The organism is Micromonospora chaiyaphumensis (genome assembly GCF_900091435.1).
GTDB classification, from domain to species: domain Bacteria; phylum Actinomycetota; class Actinomycetes; order Mycobacteriales; family Micromonosporaceae; genus Micromonospora; species Micromonospora chaiyaphumensis.
The window spans coordinates 371,951-388,846 of record NZ_FMCS01000006.1; the positions used below are offsets into that span (position 1 = coordinate 371,951).

At 76.0% G+C, this 16,896-nt stretch carries 16 protein-coding genes; 6 read left to right on the top strand and 10 right to left on the bottom strand.

Annotated features, from left to right (window positions below; translation table 11 throughout):
• Positions 1-2: 2 nt before the first annotated feature.
• Positions 3-1,238 carry an ATP-binding protein gene (locus GA0070214_RS18735; protein ID WP_091265089.1) on the bottom strand — a complete coding sequence of 412 codons (1,236 nt, stop codon included), beginning with the start codon at positions 1,236-1,238 and terminating at the stop codon, positions 3-5.
• Positions 1,239-1,374: 136 nt separating this feature from the next.
• Positions 1,375-2,154 (bottom strand): LppU/SCO3897 family protein, encoded by a 780-nt coding sequence (locus GA0070214_RS18740; RefSeq protein ID WP_091265091.1) that lies wholly within the window; start codon positions 2,152-2,154, stop codon positions 1,375-1,377.
• An 86-nt stretch (positions 2,155-2,240) separates the two neighbouring features.
• Between GA0070214_RS18740 and GA0070214_RS18745 the strand changes: the two genes are divergently transcribed.
• The gene (locus GA0070214_RS18745; RefSeq protein ID WP_091265093.1) at positions 2,241-3,248 is read left to right on the top strand and encodes an EamA family transporter; all 1,008 of its coding nucleotides are present in this window, start codon (positions 2,241-2,243) and stop codon (positions 3,246-3,248) included.
• An 11-nt stretch (positions 3,249-3,259) separates the two neighbouring features.
• Entirely contained in the window at positions 3,260-3,982 is a 723-nt protein-coding gene (locus tag GA0070214_RS18750) for a prepilin peptidase (RefSeq protein ID WP_091265097.1), read from the top strand.
• Positions 3,983-3,996: 14 nt separating this feature from the next.
• Here the strand turns inward: GA0070214_RS18750 and GA0070214_RS18755 are convergent, their stop codons facing one another.
• The 5 genes from GA0070214_RS18755 to GA0070214_RS18775 form a co-directional block, all read right to left on the bottom strand.
• Complete coding sequence (locus GA0070214_RS18755; protein WP_091265103.1) at positions 3,997-7,188, bottom strand: UvrD-helicase domain-containing protein; 3,192 nt, start codon at positions 7,186-7,188, stop codon at positions 3,997-3,999.
• Positions 7,189-7,282: 94 nt separating this feature from the next.
• The gene (locus tag GA0070214_RS18760; protein WP_091265106.1) at positions 7,283-8,674 is read right to left on the bottom strand and encodes a metallophosphoesterase; all 1,392 of its coding nucleotides are present in this window, start codon (positions 8,672-8,674) and stop codon (positions 7,283-7,285) included.
• 11 nt (positions 8,675-8,685) lie between these two features.
• Positions 8,686-8,931 (bottom strand): MoaD/ThiS family protein, encoded by a 246-nt coding sequence (locus GA0070214_RS18765; protein WP_091265110.1) that lies wholly within the window; start codon positions 8,929-8,931, stop codon positions 8,686-8,688.
• A gap of 3 nt (positions 8,932-8,934) precedes the next feature.
• Positions 8,935-9,951 (bottom strand): GTP 3',8-cyclase MoaA, encoded by a 1,017-nt coding sequence (gene moaA, locus GA0070214_RS18770; protein WP_091265113.1) that lies wholly within the window; start codon positions 9,949-9,951, stop codon positions 8,935-8,937.
• Positions 9,948-10,862, bottom strand: a complete 915-nt coding sequence (locus GA0070214_RS18775; protein WP_091265118.1) for a fructosamine kinase family protein — start codon at positions 10,860-10,862, stop codon at positions 9,948-9,950. Before GA0070214_RS18775 ends, moaA begins: the two co-directional genes overlap by 4 nt.
• Before the next feature lie 162 nt (positions 10,863-11,024).
• On the opposite strand from GA0070214_RS18775, the gene GA0070214_RS18780 reads away from it, so the two are divergent.
• Entirely contained in the window at positions 11,025-12,188 is a 1,164-nt protein-coding gene (locus GA0070214_RS18780) for a DUF4192 domain-containing protein (RefSeq protein ID WP_091265122.1), read from the top strand.
• An 88-nt stretch (positions 12,189-12,276) separates the two neighbouring features.
• Here the strand turns inward: GA0070214_RS18780 and fdhD are convergent, their stop codons facing one another.
• Entirely contained in the window at positions 12,277-13,167 is an 891-nt protein-coding gene (gene fdhD / locus GA0070214_RS18785) for a formate dehydrogenase accessory sulfurtransferase FdhD (protein ID WP_091265126.1), read from the bottom strand.
• A 182-nt stretch (positions 13,168-13,349) separates the two neighbouring features.
• On the opposite strand from fdhD, the gene mobA reads away from it, so the two are divergent.
• The 3 genes from mobA to GA0070214_RS18800 all read left to right on the top strand — a co-directional run bounded on the left by mobA (position 13,350) and on the right by GA0070214_RS18800 (position 15,391).
• The gene (gene mobA, locus GA0070214_RS18790) at positions 13,350-13,949 is read left to right on the top strand and encodes a molybdenum cofactor guanylyltransferase (protein WP_091265130.1); all 600 of its coding nucleotides are present in this window, start codon (positions 13,350-13,352) and stop codon (positions 13,947-13,949) included.
• On the top strand, positions 13,946-14,203 hold the full coding sequence (locus tag GA0070214_RS18795; protein ID WP_091265586.1) for a DUF6457 domain-containing protein: 258 nt from the start codon (positions 13,946-13,948) through the stop codon (positions 14,201-14,203). The genes mobA and GA0070214_RS18795 overlap by 4 nt, the downstream gene beginning before the upstream one ends.
• A gap of 87 nt (positions 14,204-14,290) precedes the next feature.
• Positions 14,291-15,391 carry a T3SS (YopN, CesT) and YbjN peptide-binding chaperone 1 gene (locus tag GA0070214_RS18800; RefSeq protein WP_091265133.1) on the top strand — a complete coding sequence of 367 codons (1,101 nt, stop codon included), beginning with the start codon at positions 14,291-14,293 and terminating at the stop codon, positions 15,389-15,391.
• Positions 15,392-15,415: 24 nt separating this feature from the next.
• Here the strand turns inward: GA0070214_RS18800 and GA0070214_RS18805 are convergent, their stop codons facing one another.
• Positions 15,416-16,372: a zinc-binding dehydrogenase gene (locus tag GA0070214_RS18805; protein WP_091265136.1), complete on the bottom strand. Its 957-nt coding sequence runs from the start codon at positions 16,370-16,372 to the stop codon at positions 15,416-15,418.
• A gap of 65 nt (positions 16,373-16,437) precedes the next feature.
• Entirely contained in the window at positions 16,438-16,896 is a 459-nt protein-coding gene (locus GA0070214_RS18810; RefSeq protein ID WP_091265141.1) for an Lrp/AsnC family transcriptional regulator, read from the bottom strand.

Genomic DNA, 16,896 nt, shown 5'->3' on the forward strand with positions numbered 1-16,896 from the left:
CGTCAGGCCGGTTGGGTGCGCAGGTAGCGGCCGAAGTGCGGGACGGTGAAGGCGACCGTGCCCCGCTCGCCCGAGTAGATCAGCCCCTTCTTGATCAGCGCGTCCCGGGCCGGCGAGAGGCTGGCCGGCTTGCGGCCGAGCGCCCGGGCGATCTCCGCGGTGGGCACCGCCGCGTCCATGTCGTCGCGGCCGCTCTCCTCCCCGTCCACCAGCGCGAGCGTCGCCATGGCGCGCATGTACTCGCGCTCGGCGGGGGTGGCGCGCTCGAACCGCGAGCCGAAGAAGCCCACCGCCAGTTCCGCCTCCGCCTCGGGCGCGGCAACCCGGACGTCCGCCGCGGTTATCGGCGAGCGGGGCGCGTGGTCCCAGGTGGCCTTCCCGTACGCCTGGACGAAGTACGGGTAGCCGCCGGACTTCTCGTAGAGCAGGTCGAGGGCCTTCTGCTCGTACTCGACCTCCTCCCGCTCGGCCGGGGCGCAGAGCGCCTGGTCGGCGGCGATCCGGTCCAGCCGGTCGATCCGCTGGTAGCGGAAGAGCCGCTCCGAGTACGACTTCGCGGCGCTCAGCACGGCCGGCAGGTGCGGCAGCCCGGCGCCCACCACGATCAGCGGCGCGCCGAGCTGGGACAGCTCGTGGCAGGCGGCGCAGAGTGCGGAGACGTCCTCCGCGCCGAGGTCCTGCATCTCGTCGATGAAGATCGCGACGCCGGTGCCCACGTCGGTCGCCACCGCGGCGGCGTCGGTGAGCAGCTCGACCAGGTCGATCTCGATGTCGCCGGAGTCGGCCCGGCCGCTGCTGGCCGGCACGTCGATGCCGGGCTGCCAGCGGTCGCGCAGCTTCGGGGCGGCCCCGCCGCGCCCGGCCGGGGCGGCGCGCTGGGCGAACGCCTTGAGCACCCCGAGAAAGGCGTCGATCCGGTCGGGGGCGCGGTGCCGGGGAGCCAGCTCGCGGACCGCCATGTGCAGCGCGGCGGCGACCGGCCGGCGCAGCGACTGGTCCGGCCGGGCCTCGATCTTGCCGGTGCCCCAGAGGTGGTTGATGGCCTGCGAGCGCAGCGTGTTGAGCAGGACGGTCTTGCCCACGCCGCGGAGCCCGGTGAGCATGAGGCTGCGTTCCGGCCGGCCGCGGGCGATCCGCTCCAGCACCACGTCGAAGACGTCCAGCTCCCGCCCCCGCCCGGCGAGTTCGGGCGGGCGCTGACCGGCGCCCGGGGCGTACGGGTTGCGGACCGGATCCACGAATCGCACAGTATCGGGCCGTCTAGCGGCGGGGCTAGACATGCGTAGATGCGGCTACCGCGTGTCGGGCCGTCGAGATAAAACTAGGGCTGTCTAGCCTCGACGCTAGACAGCCCTAGTTTTGGCTACGAGTGCCCTACCGCCGCTTGAGGCAGAGCACGAAGTCGAGGTCGTTGAGCTGGCTGTCGAAGAAGTACCAGTCGGTGTAGCCCGCGACCTTCGCGCACTTCGACTCGGCGTCCTTCTTGCCGCTGGTCGATCCGTCGATGCGGCGCAGCACCTGGTAGGTCTTCGCCCCGCACTCGGCGATCACCAGCTTGGGCTCGGCGGCACCGCCCTCGTTGGCGACGCACTGGCCCGCCTTCACGAAGCGCGGGTCGGTCGAGGAGGCCGGGGCCGGCGGGGTCGTGGGCACGTCGGCCGGCTCGCCCGCGGCTCCGGTGGGACCGGCGGCCGGCGCGGAGGCGGACGCCGTCCCGCTCGGGGTGGCGTCGTCGCGCCCGAGCATCCAGTAGGCCCCCGCGCCGCCGAGCAGCAGCACCGCCAGCACGACCAGGACCACGAGCAGCGGCCCCCGGCCGCGCTTCGGCGGCGCCGGCTCGGCGTACGGCTGCTGGTGGCCGTAGCCGGGATCGGCGGGGTAGCCCTGGTAGGGAGGGGCGGCCGGCGGTGGGCCGGCGTTCCAGGCGGGACCCGGCTCGTAGCGCTGGGTCGACTGGTCGTAGCGCTGGGCGGGCGGCTCGTAGTGGGGGGCCGCCGGCTCGTAGTGCCGGGTCGGCGCCTCGCCCCAGCCGCCCTGCTGGCCGCCGTACCCCGGGTCGTAGCGGGGATCGGCCGGCGGAGCGTAGCCGTCGTCGGGGCGCCGTCCACCCCACGGCTCGGGGGAGCCGCCGCCCGGTGGTCCGAAGTTCGACATGAACGCCCTCCTGCGTACGCCAGTGCTGAGAGGCCGGCCACCAACAGGGGACGCCGACGCCGTGGTCACCGTAGCGTGGTCCACCGATGAGCTCACGCCCCACGAGTGCGACGCCCGCCGTCGACCACGCCGCCGCCCCGGCCCGTCCCGCCCTGATCTGGACCGCGCTGGTCCTGGTCTACGTGCTCTGGGGCTCGACCTACCTGGGCATCCGGGTCGCGGTCGAGTCCCTGCCGCCGCTCACCTCCGCGGCGATGCGCTTCGCCGCAGCCGCGGCGGTGCTCGCCCTCGTGCTGCGGCTGCGCCGGGGCCCGGGTGCGCTGCGCGTCGACCGGCGGCAGCTCGGCTCGGCCGCGCTGGTCGGGGTGCTGCTGCTGGCCGGCGGCAACGGTCTCGTGGTGCTCGCGGAGTCCGGCCCGGAGGGAACCGCGCTGCCCTCCGGCATCGCCGCGCTGCTGGTGGCCACGGTCCCGCTCCTGGTGGTGCTGCTGCGGACGGTCGGCGGCGACCGGCCCCGGCCGTGGACCTTCGCCGGGGTGGCCGTCGGCTTCGTCGGTCTCGTGCTGCTCGTGCTGCCGAGCGGCGGGTCGGGGAGCGTGCCGCTGGTCGGCGCGCTGACCGTCGTGGCGGGCGCCGTCAGCTGGTCGGTCGGCTCGTACCTGTCGGGCCGGATCCGGATGCCGGCCGACCCGTTCGTGGCCACCGTCTACGAGATGATCGCCGGCGCGGCGGCGCTCGCCGTGGTCGCCGCCGTCCGGGGCGAGATGGACGGCTTCTCCCCCGCCGAGGTGACCGGCCGTTCCTGGGCCGCGCTGGCCTACCTCATGGTGGCCGGCTCGCTGGTCGCCTTCACGGCGTACGTCTGGCTGCTGGCCCACGCGCCGATCTCCCTGGTCTCCACCTACGCGTACGTGAACCCGGCGGTCGCCGTGGCGCTCGGCGCGCTGTTCGTCGCCGAACCGGTCACCGCGCAGGTGCTGCTCGGCGGCGCGGTGATCGTGGCCGGCGTCGCCGTGGTGGTCAGCACCGAACGCCCGCGCCGGTCAGCGGCACGACCCGTCGACGGGGCCGCCCCGGAGCCGGCCCGCCGGTAACGTCCCGGCCCGTGTCGGTGGGGCTGGTGACGGGTGTCGCGCTCCTCGGCGCGCTGGCCGGCGGGGCGGCCGTCCCGTTCGCCGGGGTCTCCACCCGCTCGCCGTGTCCGGCCGCCCGGTCCGGCGGGTCGACGGGTCCGGTCGTTCCCACGCCTGACCCTGGCTGGTCGGGTCCCGCGCCGCACGGTGCCGGAGCGGGCCGCCGGGCTCACCGGCTCGGCGCGGTGGCACCGGCCGGGGCGCTGGTTTTCGGCGGGCTCGCCGCCGCGCGGGCTGGGGACCCGGCATTGCCGGCGTTCCTGGCCGTGGCGGCGGTGGGGCTGGCGCTCGCCCTCGCCGACCTCGCCTGCCTGCGGCTGCCCGACCCGCTGGTGGCCGCCGCGGCGGCAGCCGGCGGTCTCGGTCTCGTCGGAGCCGCGCTGATCACCGGCACGCCGGGCCGGCTGCTCGCCGCGCTCGCCGGCGCGACCGTCTCCTTCGCCGGGTACGTGCTGCTCGCCCTGCTACCCGGCGCCCGGCTCGGCTTCGGCGACGTCAAGCTCGCCGCCGCGCTCGGCCTGCCGCTCGGCTGGCTGGGCTGGCCGACCCTGGGTCTCGGGCTGCTCCTCCCGCACCTGCTGAACGGCGTGGTCGTCCTCGCTCTGCTCGCCGCCCGCCGGGTCCGCCGCGACACGCCGCTCCCGTTCGGCCCGGCGCTCCTCACCGGCGCCTGGCTGGCGGTCCTGCTCGCCTGACGCGGAACCTCCGATCAGATCAGGCGGAGCTGGCGATCCTTCGGGCGGCGGGGTTCGGTGTCGCCGAAGCGCTCGAACAGGCCCGGGTCGATCACCTCGAGGAACGGGGACGGACGGCACTCGCGCTCCGACCCGTGCCGAGTACGCCGGGCCGCGTGGCTCACGTAGAGCCGGTCCTGGGCCCGGGTCAGCCCGACGAAGAAGAGCCGCCGCTCCTCGGCCACCGCGTCGTCGTCCGGCTCCTGGCCGGGCCAGCGCAGCGGCAGCAGCCCGTCCTCGGCGCCGACCAGGAAGACCACGGGGAACTCCAGCCCCTTCGCCGCGTGCAGGGTGAGCAGGGTGACCGCCTCGGCGCGCGGGTCGAGGGCGTCCACCTCCGCCCCGGTCGCGAGCTGGGCGAGGAACTGCCCGAGGTCGTCGCCGCAGCGCCGGGCCAGCGGGGTGAGCAGGTCGACGGCGGTGCGGACGTCCTCGGGGCGTACCGCGCCGGAGCCGTCGAGGGTCGGCACCGCGAAGCGTTCCGCCAGGATCTGGCCGGCCAGCCGTACCCGGGCGGTCAGCGAACCGTCGAGCCCGGCGTGCCGCAGCTCGCGGGCGATGGCCGTCACCCCCGGCCGGTCGCGCAGCCGGTCGTGTGAGCGCTTCTGCACCGGGATGTTCGCCCGGGCCAGCGCGTCCACGAGGGGCGCGGCCTGCGAGTCGGTGCGGTAGAGCACCGCGATGTCGGAGAACGACAGCGAGGTGGTCCGGCCGTCGATCCGGCCCGAGTCCAGCGAGCGGTGGGAGAGGCCGCCGACCAGGTCGTCGATGGTGCGTACCAGGAAATCGGCCTCGTCCGCGACGGAGGTCGCGGCGTAGCGACCGACCAGCGGCGCCTCCGGGTCGAGCCGGGCCGGGTCGAGGCGGCGGCCGCGGACCAGCGACGACGGCGCGATGGCCTGCACGGCGGCGGCCAGGATCGGTGCCGACGAGCGGTAGTTGCGGTTGAGCCGGACCAGCCGGGCGTCGGTGAAGTCCTGGGAGAAGCGCAGGAAGTAGCCGACGTCCGCGCCCCGGAACGAGTAGATCGCCTGGTCGGGGTCGCCGATCGCGCAGAGGTTGCCGTCGGGCGGGCTGAGCAGCCGCAGCAGCTCGTACTGGACGGCGTCGACGTCCTGGTACTCGTCGACGAAGATCCACTTCCAGCGCTCGCGGTACTCCCGGACCAGCTTCTTGTCGCCCCGCAGCAGCGCCACCGGCAGGGTGAGCAGCTCGTCCAGGTCGACCAGGTCCCGCTTGCGCAGCAGCGTCGCGTACCGATCGTCGTCCTCGCCGGCCTCCGCGCGGGCGGCGGCCCGGTCGGCGTCGTCGGCGATCCGGAAGTCCCCCGGCAGCCCCGCGGCCGGCGCGTTCTCCCGCAGGATGGTCAGGCCCAGCGAGTGGAACGTGCCGACGGTGACGTCCTCGGCCACCGGGCCGAGCAGCCCGTCCAGCCGGTGCCGAAGCTCCTCCGCCGCCCGCCGGGTGAAGGTGATGGCCAGGCACTGCTCCGGGAAGACGTTCAGCTCCGCGCAGAGGTACGCGATCCGGTGGGTCAGCGTCCGCGTCTTGCCGGTGCCGGGGCCGGCCACGATGAGCAGCGGGCCGCCGGGCGCCGAGGCCGCCACCCGCTGCATGGCGTCGAGCCGGTCCAGCAGCCCGGTGCCGACCTCCTCCATCCCGGCGAGCATCGGCTCGAAGGGCTCGTGCGGGGAGGGCGGGGGCGCGATCGGTGGTGGGGGCGGCGGGGTCGGCTTGCGCTTCGGCTCCGCCTTGGCCGCCGCCGGGCGCCGGGCCCTGGGCTTCGGCGCCGGCTCCGCGGGCTTCCGCTGCAGGGGCACGGGTACGTCGAAGAGCGTGTCCTGGCCGGTGCCCCCACCCGGCGAGCCCAGCTCGGCCGGATCGAAGAGGGTGATCACGCCGTACTCGCCGTCGTAGCCGGGGACCCGCCGCACCTCGCCGCGGCGCAGCCGGCCGATGCCCTCGGCGAGCAGCTCACCGCCGACCCGGCCGATCTCGTCCAGCGGGGTACGGAGGAGGATGTCCAGCTCCGGCCCGAGCGCGGCGATCAGCTCGTGGAGCTTGCCCTCCACCTTCTTCGAGCGGGCGCCCACCCGGTTCAGCTCACCGAGGATCTCGGCCAGCGGCACCAGGTGGGTCACCTCCCGGGCGTGCGCCGGGCGGTGCCCCTCGGGCCGGTCGGCCAACTCCTCGACGCGGCTCAGCACGCCCACCGTCAGCGGCTTCCCGCACTCCGGGCAGCGCCCGCCGGCCTCCCGCGTGCACTCCGGGGACCAGTTCACCCCGCAGAGCCGGTGCCCGTCGGCGTGGTACTTGCCCTCTTCCGGGAAGAACTCGATGGTCCCGGCCAGCCCGTCGCCCGTGCGCAGCGCCTCCCGGATCGCGAAGTAGTCGCGGGCCGAGTCGAGGACGGTCGCCTCCCGGGCCAGGGCCGGCGGCGAGTGCGCGTCCGAGTTCGACACCAGCTGGTAGCGGTCCAGGCTGCCGACCCGCCAGTTCATCGCCGGATCGGAGGAGAGACCGGTCTCCACGGCGAAGATGTGCTCGGCAAGGTCGGCGTAGCAGTCGGCGATGGCGTCGAAGCCGGACTTCGAGCCGAGCGCCGAGAACCAGGGCGTCCAGATGTGCGCCGGCACCAGGTAGCCGTCGGGGCTGGCCTCCAGGGTGATCTCCAGCAGGTCGCGGGAGTCCAGCCCGAGGATCGGCCGGCCGTCGGAACCCAGGTTGCCGATCCGCCCCAGCGCGGTGTTGAACCGGGCCACCGCGTCCAGGTCCGGCAGGTAGATGAGGTGGTGCACCTTCCGGGTCCGGTCGTCCCGCTTGTAGATCGTGGAGACCTCCACGCTGAGCATGAACCGGACCGGGTCCGCCTCCGCCTCGCTCGCCAGCCGGGGCGGCAGCCGCCGGGCGATGTCCCGCTCCGCCTCGGGGCTCAGCCGGTAGAGCCCGGGCTCGGCCGGCTGCAGGGTCTCGCGCAGGTGGTCGTACCAGGAGGGGTGGGTGAAGTCGCCGGTGCCGAGCACGCCGATGCCCTTGCGTCGGGCCCACCAGCCGAGGTTCGGCAGGGTCAGGTCACGGCTGCACGCGCGCGAGTACTTCGAGTGGATGTGCAGATCCGCGACGAACGGCGGGAGGCCACCGGAGGGTACGGCGCTGAACGGAGGCACGCCGCATCCTGTCACGCCCGGTCCCCCGGCCGCCCGCCGCCACGCGTACGCGTGACCTGAGCAATGCGGTGCTGGACCGGGCGGCCGGAAAGCGCTATGGGGCGCGCAGCTCGACCAGGCTCACCTGCGGCGGTGCGCCCACCCGGACCGGCGGGCCCCAGAAGCCGGCCCCGTTGGTCACGTAGACCTTCGTGCCGTCCACCTCGCCCAGGCCGGAGACCACCGGCTGCTGGAGCTTGACCAGCAGGTTGAACGGCACCATCTGGCCGCCGTGGGTGTGCCCGGAGAGCTGGAGGTCCACACCGAACTTCGCCGCCTCGTGCGCGGCCACCGGCTGGTGGGCCAGCAGCACCACGGGGCGGGCCGGATCGCGGTCGCCGAGGGCGGCGGCGTAGTCGGCGGGCGCTGCCAGCCCGGTGCCCGCGGCCGTGACGTCGTTGACCCCGGCCAGGTCGAGCACGCCGCCGCCGGCCCGGATCTCCTGGCGCTCGTTCTGGAGCACCCGCAGGCCCAGCCGGTCCACCTCGCGCACCCACTCCTCGACCCCGGAGTAGTACTCGTGGTTGCCGGTGACGAAGAAGCTGCCGTAGCGGGAGCGCAGGTCGCGCAGCGGTTCCGCGGCCCGGCCCAGCTCGGCCACCGAGCCGTCGACCAGGTCACCGACCACCGCCACCAGGTCGGCGTCGAGCCGGTTGATCATCGCGACGATCCGCTCGGTGTGCGACCGGCCGCGCAGCGGCCCGAGGTGGATGTCCGAGACGGTGGCGATGCGCAGCCGGTCCATGCCGCGGGGCAGCTTGGCCAGGGGGATCTGCACCCGGTCCAGCCGGGGCGGTCCCATCGCCGTGCGGACGCCGTACCCGGTGGCGCCCGCGGCGGTGAGCCCGGCGAAGATGGCGGCCCCCCGGGCGAGCAGCAACCGGCGGGACGGGTCGTGATCCGGCCTGCCGCCAGCCGGCCCGTCGCCGTTCGGCGGCGTGCCTGCCGCTGCCTCGTCGCCCGGCGGCTCGGCGGACCCCGCCTCGGCCGGCGCGGCGGGTGGCTCCGCGAGCGCGACGGGCGACGTGGCGGCGGGGCCGGCCGCCGCCGGTTCGGGGACGTGGCCGGCCGGGACGGTGGCCGTCCGGCCGGTGCCGCCCGCCGGCACCGTCGACGGGTCGGCGTCCGCAGCGGTCGCGGCCCGCCCCCGGCGGCGCAGCACCAGCTTGGCCACGGCCATGGGCACTTCCAGCACCACCAGCAGCACCAACAGGTAGAACATCAGGGCCAGCCAGAGGTAGCCCGGCCAGGCCAGCCAGTTCGAGCCGCTGCGGGTGCCCACCATGGTCGCCGGCACCAGCAGCGCCAGCAGCAGCGCGACCATCCCACCGGCCCGGCGCAGCCGGCCCGGGCGGGTGGTGTCCCGCACCAGCCGCTTCCACAGGTAGAGGTGGATCAGGGCGGTGACGAGCACAGCGAAGCCCACGAACGTCGCCTGCGCCAACACGGGTGCCTCCCTCAGCCGCCCGCGAAGGGCGGCAGCACGTCGACCGTCGCCCCGGCCGGCAGCGGTGCCTGACGATCATGGCAGGCCACACCGTCGACCAGGAAGCTCGCCGCCTTCAGCACCACGGCCAGCCGCTCGCCGTGCCGCCCGGTCAGCTCGTCGAGGAGTTCCTCGAGCGACCCACCGGCGGGCACGGTCTCCTCGGCACGGCCGGCCGCGGCCCGCGCGCCGGCGAAATACCGGACGGTGAGCTGCACCGGTCAGCCTCCGATCGCCGACATGGGGCGGGCGGGTTGCAGGAAGGTCGGATCGTCGATGCCGTGCCCGGCCCGCTTGCCCCACATCGCGGCACGCCAGCGCCGGGCCAGCTCCTCGTCGTCGGCCCCGGCGCGCAGCGCGGCGCGCAGGTCGGACTCCTCGGTGGCGAAGAGGCAGTTGCGGACCTGACCGTCGGCGGTGAGCCGGGTGCGGTCGCAGTCGCCGCAGAACGGGCGGGTCACGCTGGCGATCACGCCGACGCGGGCCGGGCCGCCGTCGACCAGCCAGGTCTCGGCCGGCGCCGCGCCCCGCTCGCCGGGGTCGGCGGTCAACGTGAACTCGGCGCGCAGGGCGGCGAGGATCTCGTCGGCGACGACCATGGTCGACCGGTCCCAGCCGTGCTGCGCGTCCAGCGGCATCTGCTCGATGAACCGCAGCTCGTAGCCGTGCGCCAGGGCGAACCGGAGCAGCGCGGGCGCCTCGTCGTCGTTGACCCCGCGCATCAGCACGGCGTTGAGCTTCACCGGGGCCAACCCGGCCGCCGCGGCACCGGCCATCCCGGCCAGCACGTCGGCGTGCCGGTCCCGCCGGGTCAGCGCGGCGAACCGGGCCGGGTCCAGGGTGTCCAGCGAGACGTTCACCCGGTCCAGCCCGGCGGCGCGCAGGGTGGGCGCGAGGCGGTCGAGGCCGATGCCGTTGGTGGTCAGCGAGATGCGCGGGCGGGGCTCCAGCGCGGCCACCGCCCCCACGATGCGGGCCAGGCCGGGCCGGATCAGCGGCTCGCCGCCGGTGAAGCGGACCTCGGTGACGCCGAGCCGGTGCACCGCCACCCGGATCAGCCGGACGATCTCGTCGTCGTCGAGCAGCTGCGGCCCGGCCAGCCAGGGCAGCCCTTCGGCCGGCATGCAGTAGGTGCAGCGCAGGTTGCACTTGTCGGTCAGCGAGACCCGCAGGTCCCGGGCGACGCGGCCGTACCGGTCGACGAGGACCCCGTCGGTCGTCGTCGGGGCGGCGGTCACCCGTCGACCGTAGCGCGTCCGGTGCCGCTGAGCGCGGCGCGGGCGACGGAGTCCACCGCCGCCCGGTACGCGGCCCCGAACAGCGCGGTGTGCACCAGCAGCAGGTGGAGCTGGTGCAGCGGCACCCGCTCCCGCCAGCCGTCGGCCAGCGGCCACGCCTCCCGGTAGGCGGCCGTGATCCGGTCGAGGTGCGGCGGGCCGCCGAAGAGGGCGAGCTGGGCCAGGTCGGTCTCTCGGTGACCGCCGTGCGCGGCCGGGTCCACGAGCCAGACCCGGTCGTCGTGGCCCCAGAGCAGGTTGCCGGGCCAGAGGTCGCCGTGGAGCCGGGCCGGCGGCTCGTCGCCGCCGAACTCGGCGAGCCGGTCGATCAGCTCCTCGACCGGGCCGGCCTCCGCGCCGGTGAGCGCGCCGTTGTCGACCGACATCCGCAGGTAGGGCAGCAGCCGCCGCTGCGCGAACCACTCCGGCCACGGGCCCGGGTCGGGGGTGTTGTCCTGCGGCAGCGCGCCGATGAAGCCGGGCCACTCGGCGCCGAAGGCGGGGGCGCCGGCCCGGTGCAGCCCGGCCAGCTCCCGCCCGAACAGCTCGGCGGCCTCCGGCGTCGGCTCGCCGGGCTCGATCCAGTCGAGCGCCAGCAGCTCCGGCAGCGCCACCACCACCTCCGGTACGGCGACCGTGCCGGCCTCACGCAGCCAGCGCAGCCCGGCCGCCTCGGCGGCGAAGAAGCCCTCGGGCGCCCCGTGTTCCGCGCGCTCCGGCCAGGTCTTGGCGAAGACCGAGTGCCCGTCGTCCAGGGTGAGCCGGGACGCGGCGCAGATGTCCCCGCCGGAGACCGGCGTCTCCCGGATCCGCTGGTGGGTCAGGAAGGTCGGCAGGTGCTCCGGGTGTGCCCGCAGGTACGCCAGGTCCATGAGCGCAACGTAGCCGGTCCGCGGGGTCGGTGCGGGCCGTGACCGCCTCTGCGGTGTGCCGCTCCTCGCCGACCTGGCCCGATACTCTCCGTATCTGTGGACAACCCGCGTGTCGTCCACAGGGCCTGTCGCGCCGGCACCGGTGCGCCGCACGCTCCCGGCATGAACTCCACCGAGCGTCCCCGCCTCGCCGTCCGCTCGCCCGCCGACCTCGTCGCCGCCGTGCCGTACCTGCTCGGTTTCCATCCCGCCGACAGCGTCGTGGTGGTGGCGATGCGGGGCCGGCGGGTGGTCTTCGCCGCCCGGGGTGATCTGCCCGAGCCGGGCAGCGACCCGGGCGCGGCCGCCAGGCACCTGGCCGAGGTGGTGGCCCGGCAGGGCACCGACGCCGCCACCGTGCTCGGCTACGGCCCGGCCGCCCGCGTCACCGGCACCGTCGAGGCGGTCGGCGACGCGCTGGACCGGGCCGGGCTGCTCGTCCTCGACGCGCTCCGGGTGACCGACGGGCGCTGGTGGTCCTACCTCTGCGCCGAGCCGGCCTGCTGCCCGCCCGAGGGCACTCGCTACGACCCGGCGGCCAGCCAGGTCAGCGCGGCGGCCGTCTTCGCCGGTCAGGTCGCCCTGCCCGACCGGGCCGCGCTGGCCGCGCAGGTGGGCCCGATCGGCGGGCCGGTCCGGCTGGCCATGCACCGGGCCACCACGCGGGCCCGCCACCGCCTGAACGAGCTCGCCGGGTCGACGACCGGGCCTGCCGGATCGGCGGCCGGGCTCGGCGGGGAGGCAGCCCGGCTTCCCGGGGAGGCCGGGCGGGCCGGGAAGGCGGCCGGGCCCGCTGAGGAGGCGGGCGGGCGGACCGGAGAAGCCGGCAGGACCGGGCCGATGGATGCCCGCGCGGTCCGGTCCGCGGGGGTGGCGGCGGTGCGGACCGCGTTCCGGCGGCACCGGCGTGGTGAGCGACTCGGTGACGACGAGGTGGCCTGGCTGACCGTGCTCCTCACCCACCTTCCGGTCCGCGACCACGCCTGGTCCCGCACCGACGGCCGGGACGCGGACATCAGCCTGTGGACCGACGTGCTGCGCCGGGCCGAGCCGGAGCTGATCGCCGCTCCGGGCAGCCTGCTGGCCTTCGCCGCCTGGCGGGCCGGACACGGCGCGCTGGCCGCCGTCGCCCTGGAACGGGTGCTCGCCGCCCACCCCGGCTACTCGCTCGCCCTGCTCCTCGACGACGCGCTCCGCCGTGGCCTCGCCCCCTCCGAGCTGGACGGCTGGCCCGCGACCGCGGGCCGAGCGGTGCTCCGCCGCCGCCGGCGCCGACCCCGCCCGTGACCGGGGCATGCGCCGGCCCCGCCGGTGGCCGTGTCAGTCGGCGCGCGAGAGCCGTCGTTCGGCGCGCGCCAAACCCCCGGCGGCCGTGTCACCCCGGCACGCGCGGCGTCCCGGCGGTGACCGGGACGGCGGGCACACGCTGCGCCCCGGTGTAGACGTTCATGGTTCCGCCGCGCAGGAAGCCGACCAGCGTCATCCCGGCCTCCTCGGCCAGGTCGGCGGCGAGCGTGCTGGGCGCCGACACCGCGGCGAGCAGCGGCACCCCGGCCATCCACGCCTTCTGGGTCAGCTCGAAGCTGGCCCGCCCGGAGACCAGCAGCACATGCCCGGCCAGCGGTAGCCGCCGTTCCCGGACGGCCCAGCCGACCACCTTGTCCACCGCGTTGTGCCGGCCGACGTCCTCGCGCAGCACCACGAGGTCGCCGTCCGCGGTGAACAGCCCGGCCGCGTGCAGGCCCCCGGTGCGGTCGAAGGCGCGCTGGGCCGCGCGCAGCCGGTCGGGCAGCGCGGCGAGCAACTCGGCGGTCACCGCCAGCGGGTCCTCGCGCACGGCGAACTGCGAGCGGGTCCGGACGGAGTCGATGCTCGCCTTGCCGCAGACCCCGCACGAGCTGGTGGTGTAGAAGTTCCGGGCCGGGTCGGTGACGGGCTCCGGCACGCCGGGGGCCAGCACCACGTCGACCACGTTGTAGGTGTTGGGGGTCTCCGCCCCGGCGCAGAGCTGCGCTGTGCGCACATCGTCGGTCGACCGGATCAGCCCCTCCGTGAGCAGGAAGCCGATCGCGAGGTCCAGGTCGTCGCCCGGGGTGCGCATGGTCACGGCGAGGGGCCTGCGCCGCCCGGGCCCCGCCGGGCCGACCCGGATCTCCAGCGGCTCCTCCACCGCCAGGGTGTCCTGCCGGCGGATCCGCTCCCGCCCGTCGGCCGCCGCGTCGAGATCGATCCGGAGCACGCCACGCCGGTCAGTCGCCCGTCCCATGCCGCCATCCTGCCCCGCGCCGCGGGACCCCCGCACGGCGACGCCACCGACATCTGCCCCGGCACCCCGGACGCCCGCACCGCGACGCCGTTGCTCGGCGCCCCCGGACCCTCGCACGGCGATGCCACCGCCCGCGCCCCCGGACGCCCGCACGGCGACGCCCCCGCGGTTACCGTGGCCCGGTGACGGCGTACGCGGCGGTGGTGCTCTCGGGCGGCGCGGCCCGCCGGATGGGCGGGGTGGACAAGCCGGCCCGGCCGGTCGGCGGCCGACCGATGCTGCACCGGGTGCTGGCGGCGGTGGCCGACGCGGGCGAGCGGGTCGTGGTCGGCCCGGCGGGCCCGGTGCCCGAGGGGGTGCGGGTGACCCGCGAGGAGCCGCCCGGCGGCGGCCCGGTGGCCGGGACGGCGGCGGGCCTGGCCCTGCTCGACCCCGGCACCACCACTGTCGCCCTGCTCGCGGCCGACCTGCCGCTGCTCACCCCGGCGGCGGTGGCCGAGCTGCGGGGCGCCCTCGACGGCTCGACCGCCGGGGTGGCCTGCTACGTCGACGGCGAGGGCCGCCGGCAGCAGCTCTGCGCGGTCTGGCGGGCGACCGCGCTCCGGGCCGCCCTCGACCGGCTCGCGGCCGAGCGCGGCGGCACCGTCGACGGGGCGCCGGTGCGCGGGCTGCTGGCCGGCACGACCGTCCGGGAGGTGTCCTGGTCGGGGTCCGGGCCGCCGCCCTGGTTCGACTGCGACACTGACGAGGACGTACGCCGGGCCGAGGAGTGGACGCGATGACGGTGATGGACGACTGGGTCACGGCGGCCTGTGCCGAGCTGGGACTGGACCCGGCCGAGGTGCCGGTGCCGACCGTGCTCGATCTGGCGAAGGACGTGGCGCACCAGGTGCTGCGGCCGGGGGCGCCGGTCACCGCGTACCTGCTGGGGCTGGCCGTGGGGCGCGGCGCGGACCCGGCCACGGCCGCCGCCCGGCTCGGCGCGTTGGCCGGCACGTGGCCGGTGGAGCTGGACGGGACCGCTCCCGCGGAGTAGCCCCTCCGGCCTGCTGTCCGATGCCGGTCGGGGTGATTGGACCCCCGTCGTCCGTGGGTAGGGTGGCGAGGACGGACGGAGGCGATCATGACGGCAGACCACCCCTCGGCGCCGGCTGGTGAGCCCGCCGGCGCGACGCCGGAGCAGCACGAGTCGATCCTGCTGGACGAGCCGACCACGGCCGACCTGCGGGCCAAGGTGACCGAGGCCTGGCGGGAGTTCGCCCGCGCGCTGGCCGACCGGCTGCGCGGGCTGCCCACCGGCGCGCACCTGGAGGTCACCCTCGACCCGACCGCCTCCGGCACCGGGGACGCCGTCTACTCGGTGAGCGTGGACGCCGGCGAGGAGGGCCGCCTCTCGGCGCGGGCGGTCGGCAACGCGACGCTGCCGCAGGGCTATCGGCTGGACCGGGCCGCGGTGGCCGACATGATCGCGCTCGGCTGGTCCCCGCCCGGCGTGGTGGCCGGCTCCGGTGAGCAGTTCGGCCTGGACTGCGTGGCCGACGAGGCCACCCGGTTGTCGGCCGTGCTGTCCCGGACCCTGCGCGACGTCTACGGCGCCCCGCACCCCGCCTTCCTGGTCTATCTGGTGCACGACGCCGAGGGTGAGCCGCTGCCGGAGGAACCGCTCGGCACCGCGCGCAGCGAGTTCGGCCCGGACCGCGACGTCGAGGCCGACCTCGACGAGGCGCTGGCCGCCGCCGCGACCGCCCAGAACCCGGAGAACGACGTGCTGGCCCTGGAGGAGCGGGTGCGCACGGTCGTCTCCACCATGCTGAAGTCCAAGGCCGACCAGGTGCAGGTCGACTCGGACGGCGACATCAACATCCGTGCCGGGTCGGCCATGGTCTTCGTCCGGGTGCGGGACAATCCGCCGCTGGTCGACGTCTTCTCCCCGGTGCTCACCGAGGTGGAGCCGACCGAGCGTCTCTACGTGAAGCTCTCCGAGCTGACCAACCGGATGCCGATCGGCCGGCTCTACTGCGCCGACGACACGGTGTGGGCCTCGATCCCGGTGTTCGGCCGCAACTTCCAGGCCACCCACCTGATGCTCGCCGTGCAGGTGATGACCGGGCTGGCCGACGAGCTGGACGACCGGCTGCACGGGGAGTTCGGGGGCAAGCGCTTCTTCGGCGAGGGGGACAAGCCGGCCCGGTCGCAGGAGCACCGCACCGGCATGTACCTCTGACGCCGGCGGGCCCGGCTGGACGGGTCAGCGGACGTCGAGGAGGGTCTTGCCGACCGTGGCCCGGGCCTGGATGGCGGCGTGGGCGTCGGCGGCCCGGTCCAGCGGGAACCGCTGCCCGATGAGTGGCCGGAGCCGGCCGGCCGCCCCCTCGGCGAGGGCCTGTTCGGTGAGGGCGCGCAGCTCGTCGGGCGTGCCGCCCGGGCGGACCAGGCGCACTCCCCGGGCGGCGGCCTCCGCCTCGGGCACGTCCGCCCAGGTGCCGCCGGCCAGCCCGAAGCTGACCATCCGCCCGCCGCGGTCGAGCAGGTCGAAGGCTGCCCGGGCCACCGCACCTCCCACTCCGTCGAAGACCACGTCCACCCCGCCGACGGCGGCCCGGACCCGGTCGGGCCAGCCCGGCTCCCGGTAGTCGACCGCCGCGTCGAGGCCGCGCTCGCGCAGCAGGGCGACCTTGCGGGGGCCGCCGGCCGCCGCGACCACCCGGGCGCCGGCCGCCGTGGCGAGCTGGGTGAGCAGGCCGCCCACCCCGCCGGCCGCCGCCTCGACCAGCACCCGCTCGCCGGGCCGCAGCCCGGTCGCACGGGCCAGCATGAGCGCGGTCCGGCCGTCGGCGAGCAGCGCCACGGCCGCGTCCAGCGCCAGCCCGTCCGGTACGAGGATCGGCGCGCCCTGGTCCACGGCCACGCGCTCGGCGTACCCGCCGGTGCCGCCGGTGGTGCTGACCACCCGCCGGCCGATCCGCGCGGGGTCGACGTCGGGGCCGACGCCGGTGATCGTCCCGCCGACGCCGTTGCCCGGGATCACCGGCAGGGTCGCGGCGAAGGGGCCGAACCCGGTCGCCCGGAACATCGTCTCGACGAAGGTGATGTTGGCGTGCGCCACCTCGACGAGCACCTGTCCCGGACCGGGCACCGGATCCGGCGCCGGCCCGGGGACCAGCACCTCCGGCCCGCCGAACTCCCGTAGCCACACCGCCCGCACGTCGCCTCCCCGCTGTCGTCGCCGCATCGTCCGGGTCCAGTTGACGACCTGAAGTGCGGTTCAGGTCAAGCCGAGGAGGGCCCGACGCCGGGGGACTCGACCAGCCGGGAGAGGACGATGGTGCTGCGGGACGAGGTGACGAAGGACTCGGCCCGCAGCCGTTCCAGCGCCTCCTCCAGGTGCGCGATGTCGGCGGCCCGCAGGTGCACCAGCGCGTCCGCCTCGCCGGAGACCGTGTACGCGCCGACCACCTCGGGATGCCGCCGGGCGGCGGCGCCGATCTGGGCCGGCGTGGTCCGGCCGGCGCAGAACAGCTCGACGAACGCCTCGGTGGTCCACCCGACGGCGGCCGGGTCGACGACCGCGGTGAAGCCCCGGATGACCCCCGCCGAGCGGAGCCGGTCGACCCGGCGCTTGACCGCCGGGGCGGAGAGTGACACCCGCGTGCCGATGTCCGCGTACGAGGCGCGGGCATCCGCCACGAGCAACGCAATGATTCGCTGGTCGACCGCGTCTATCTGCAA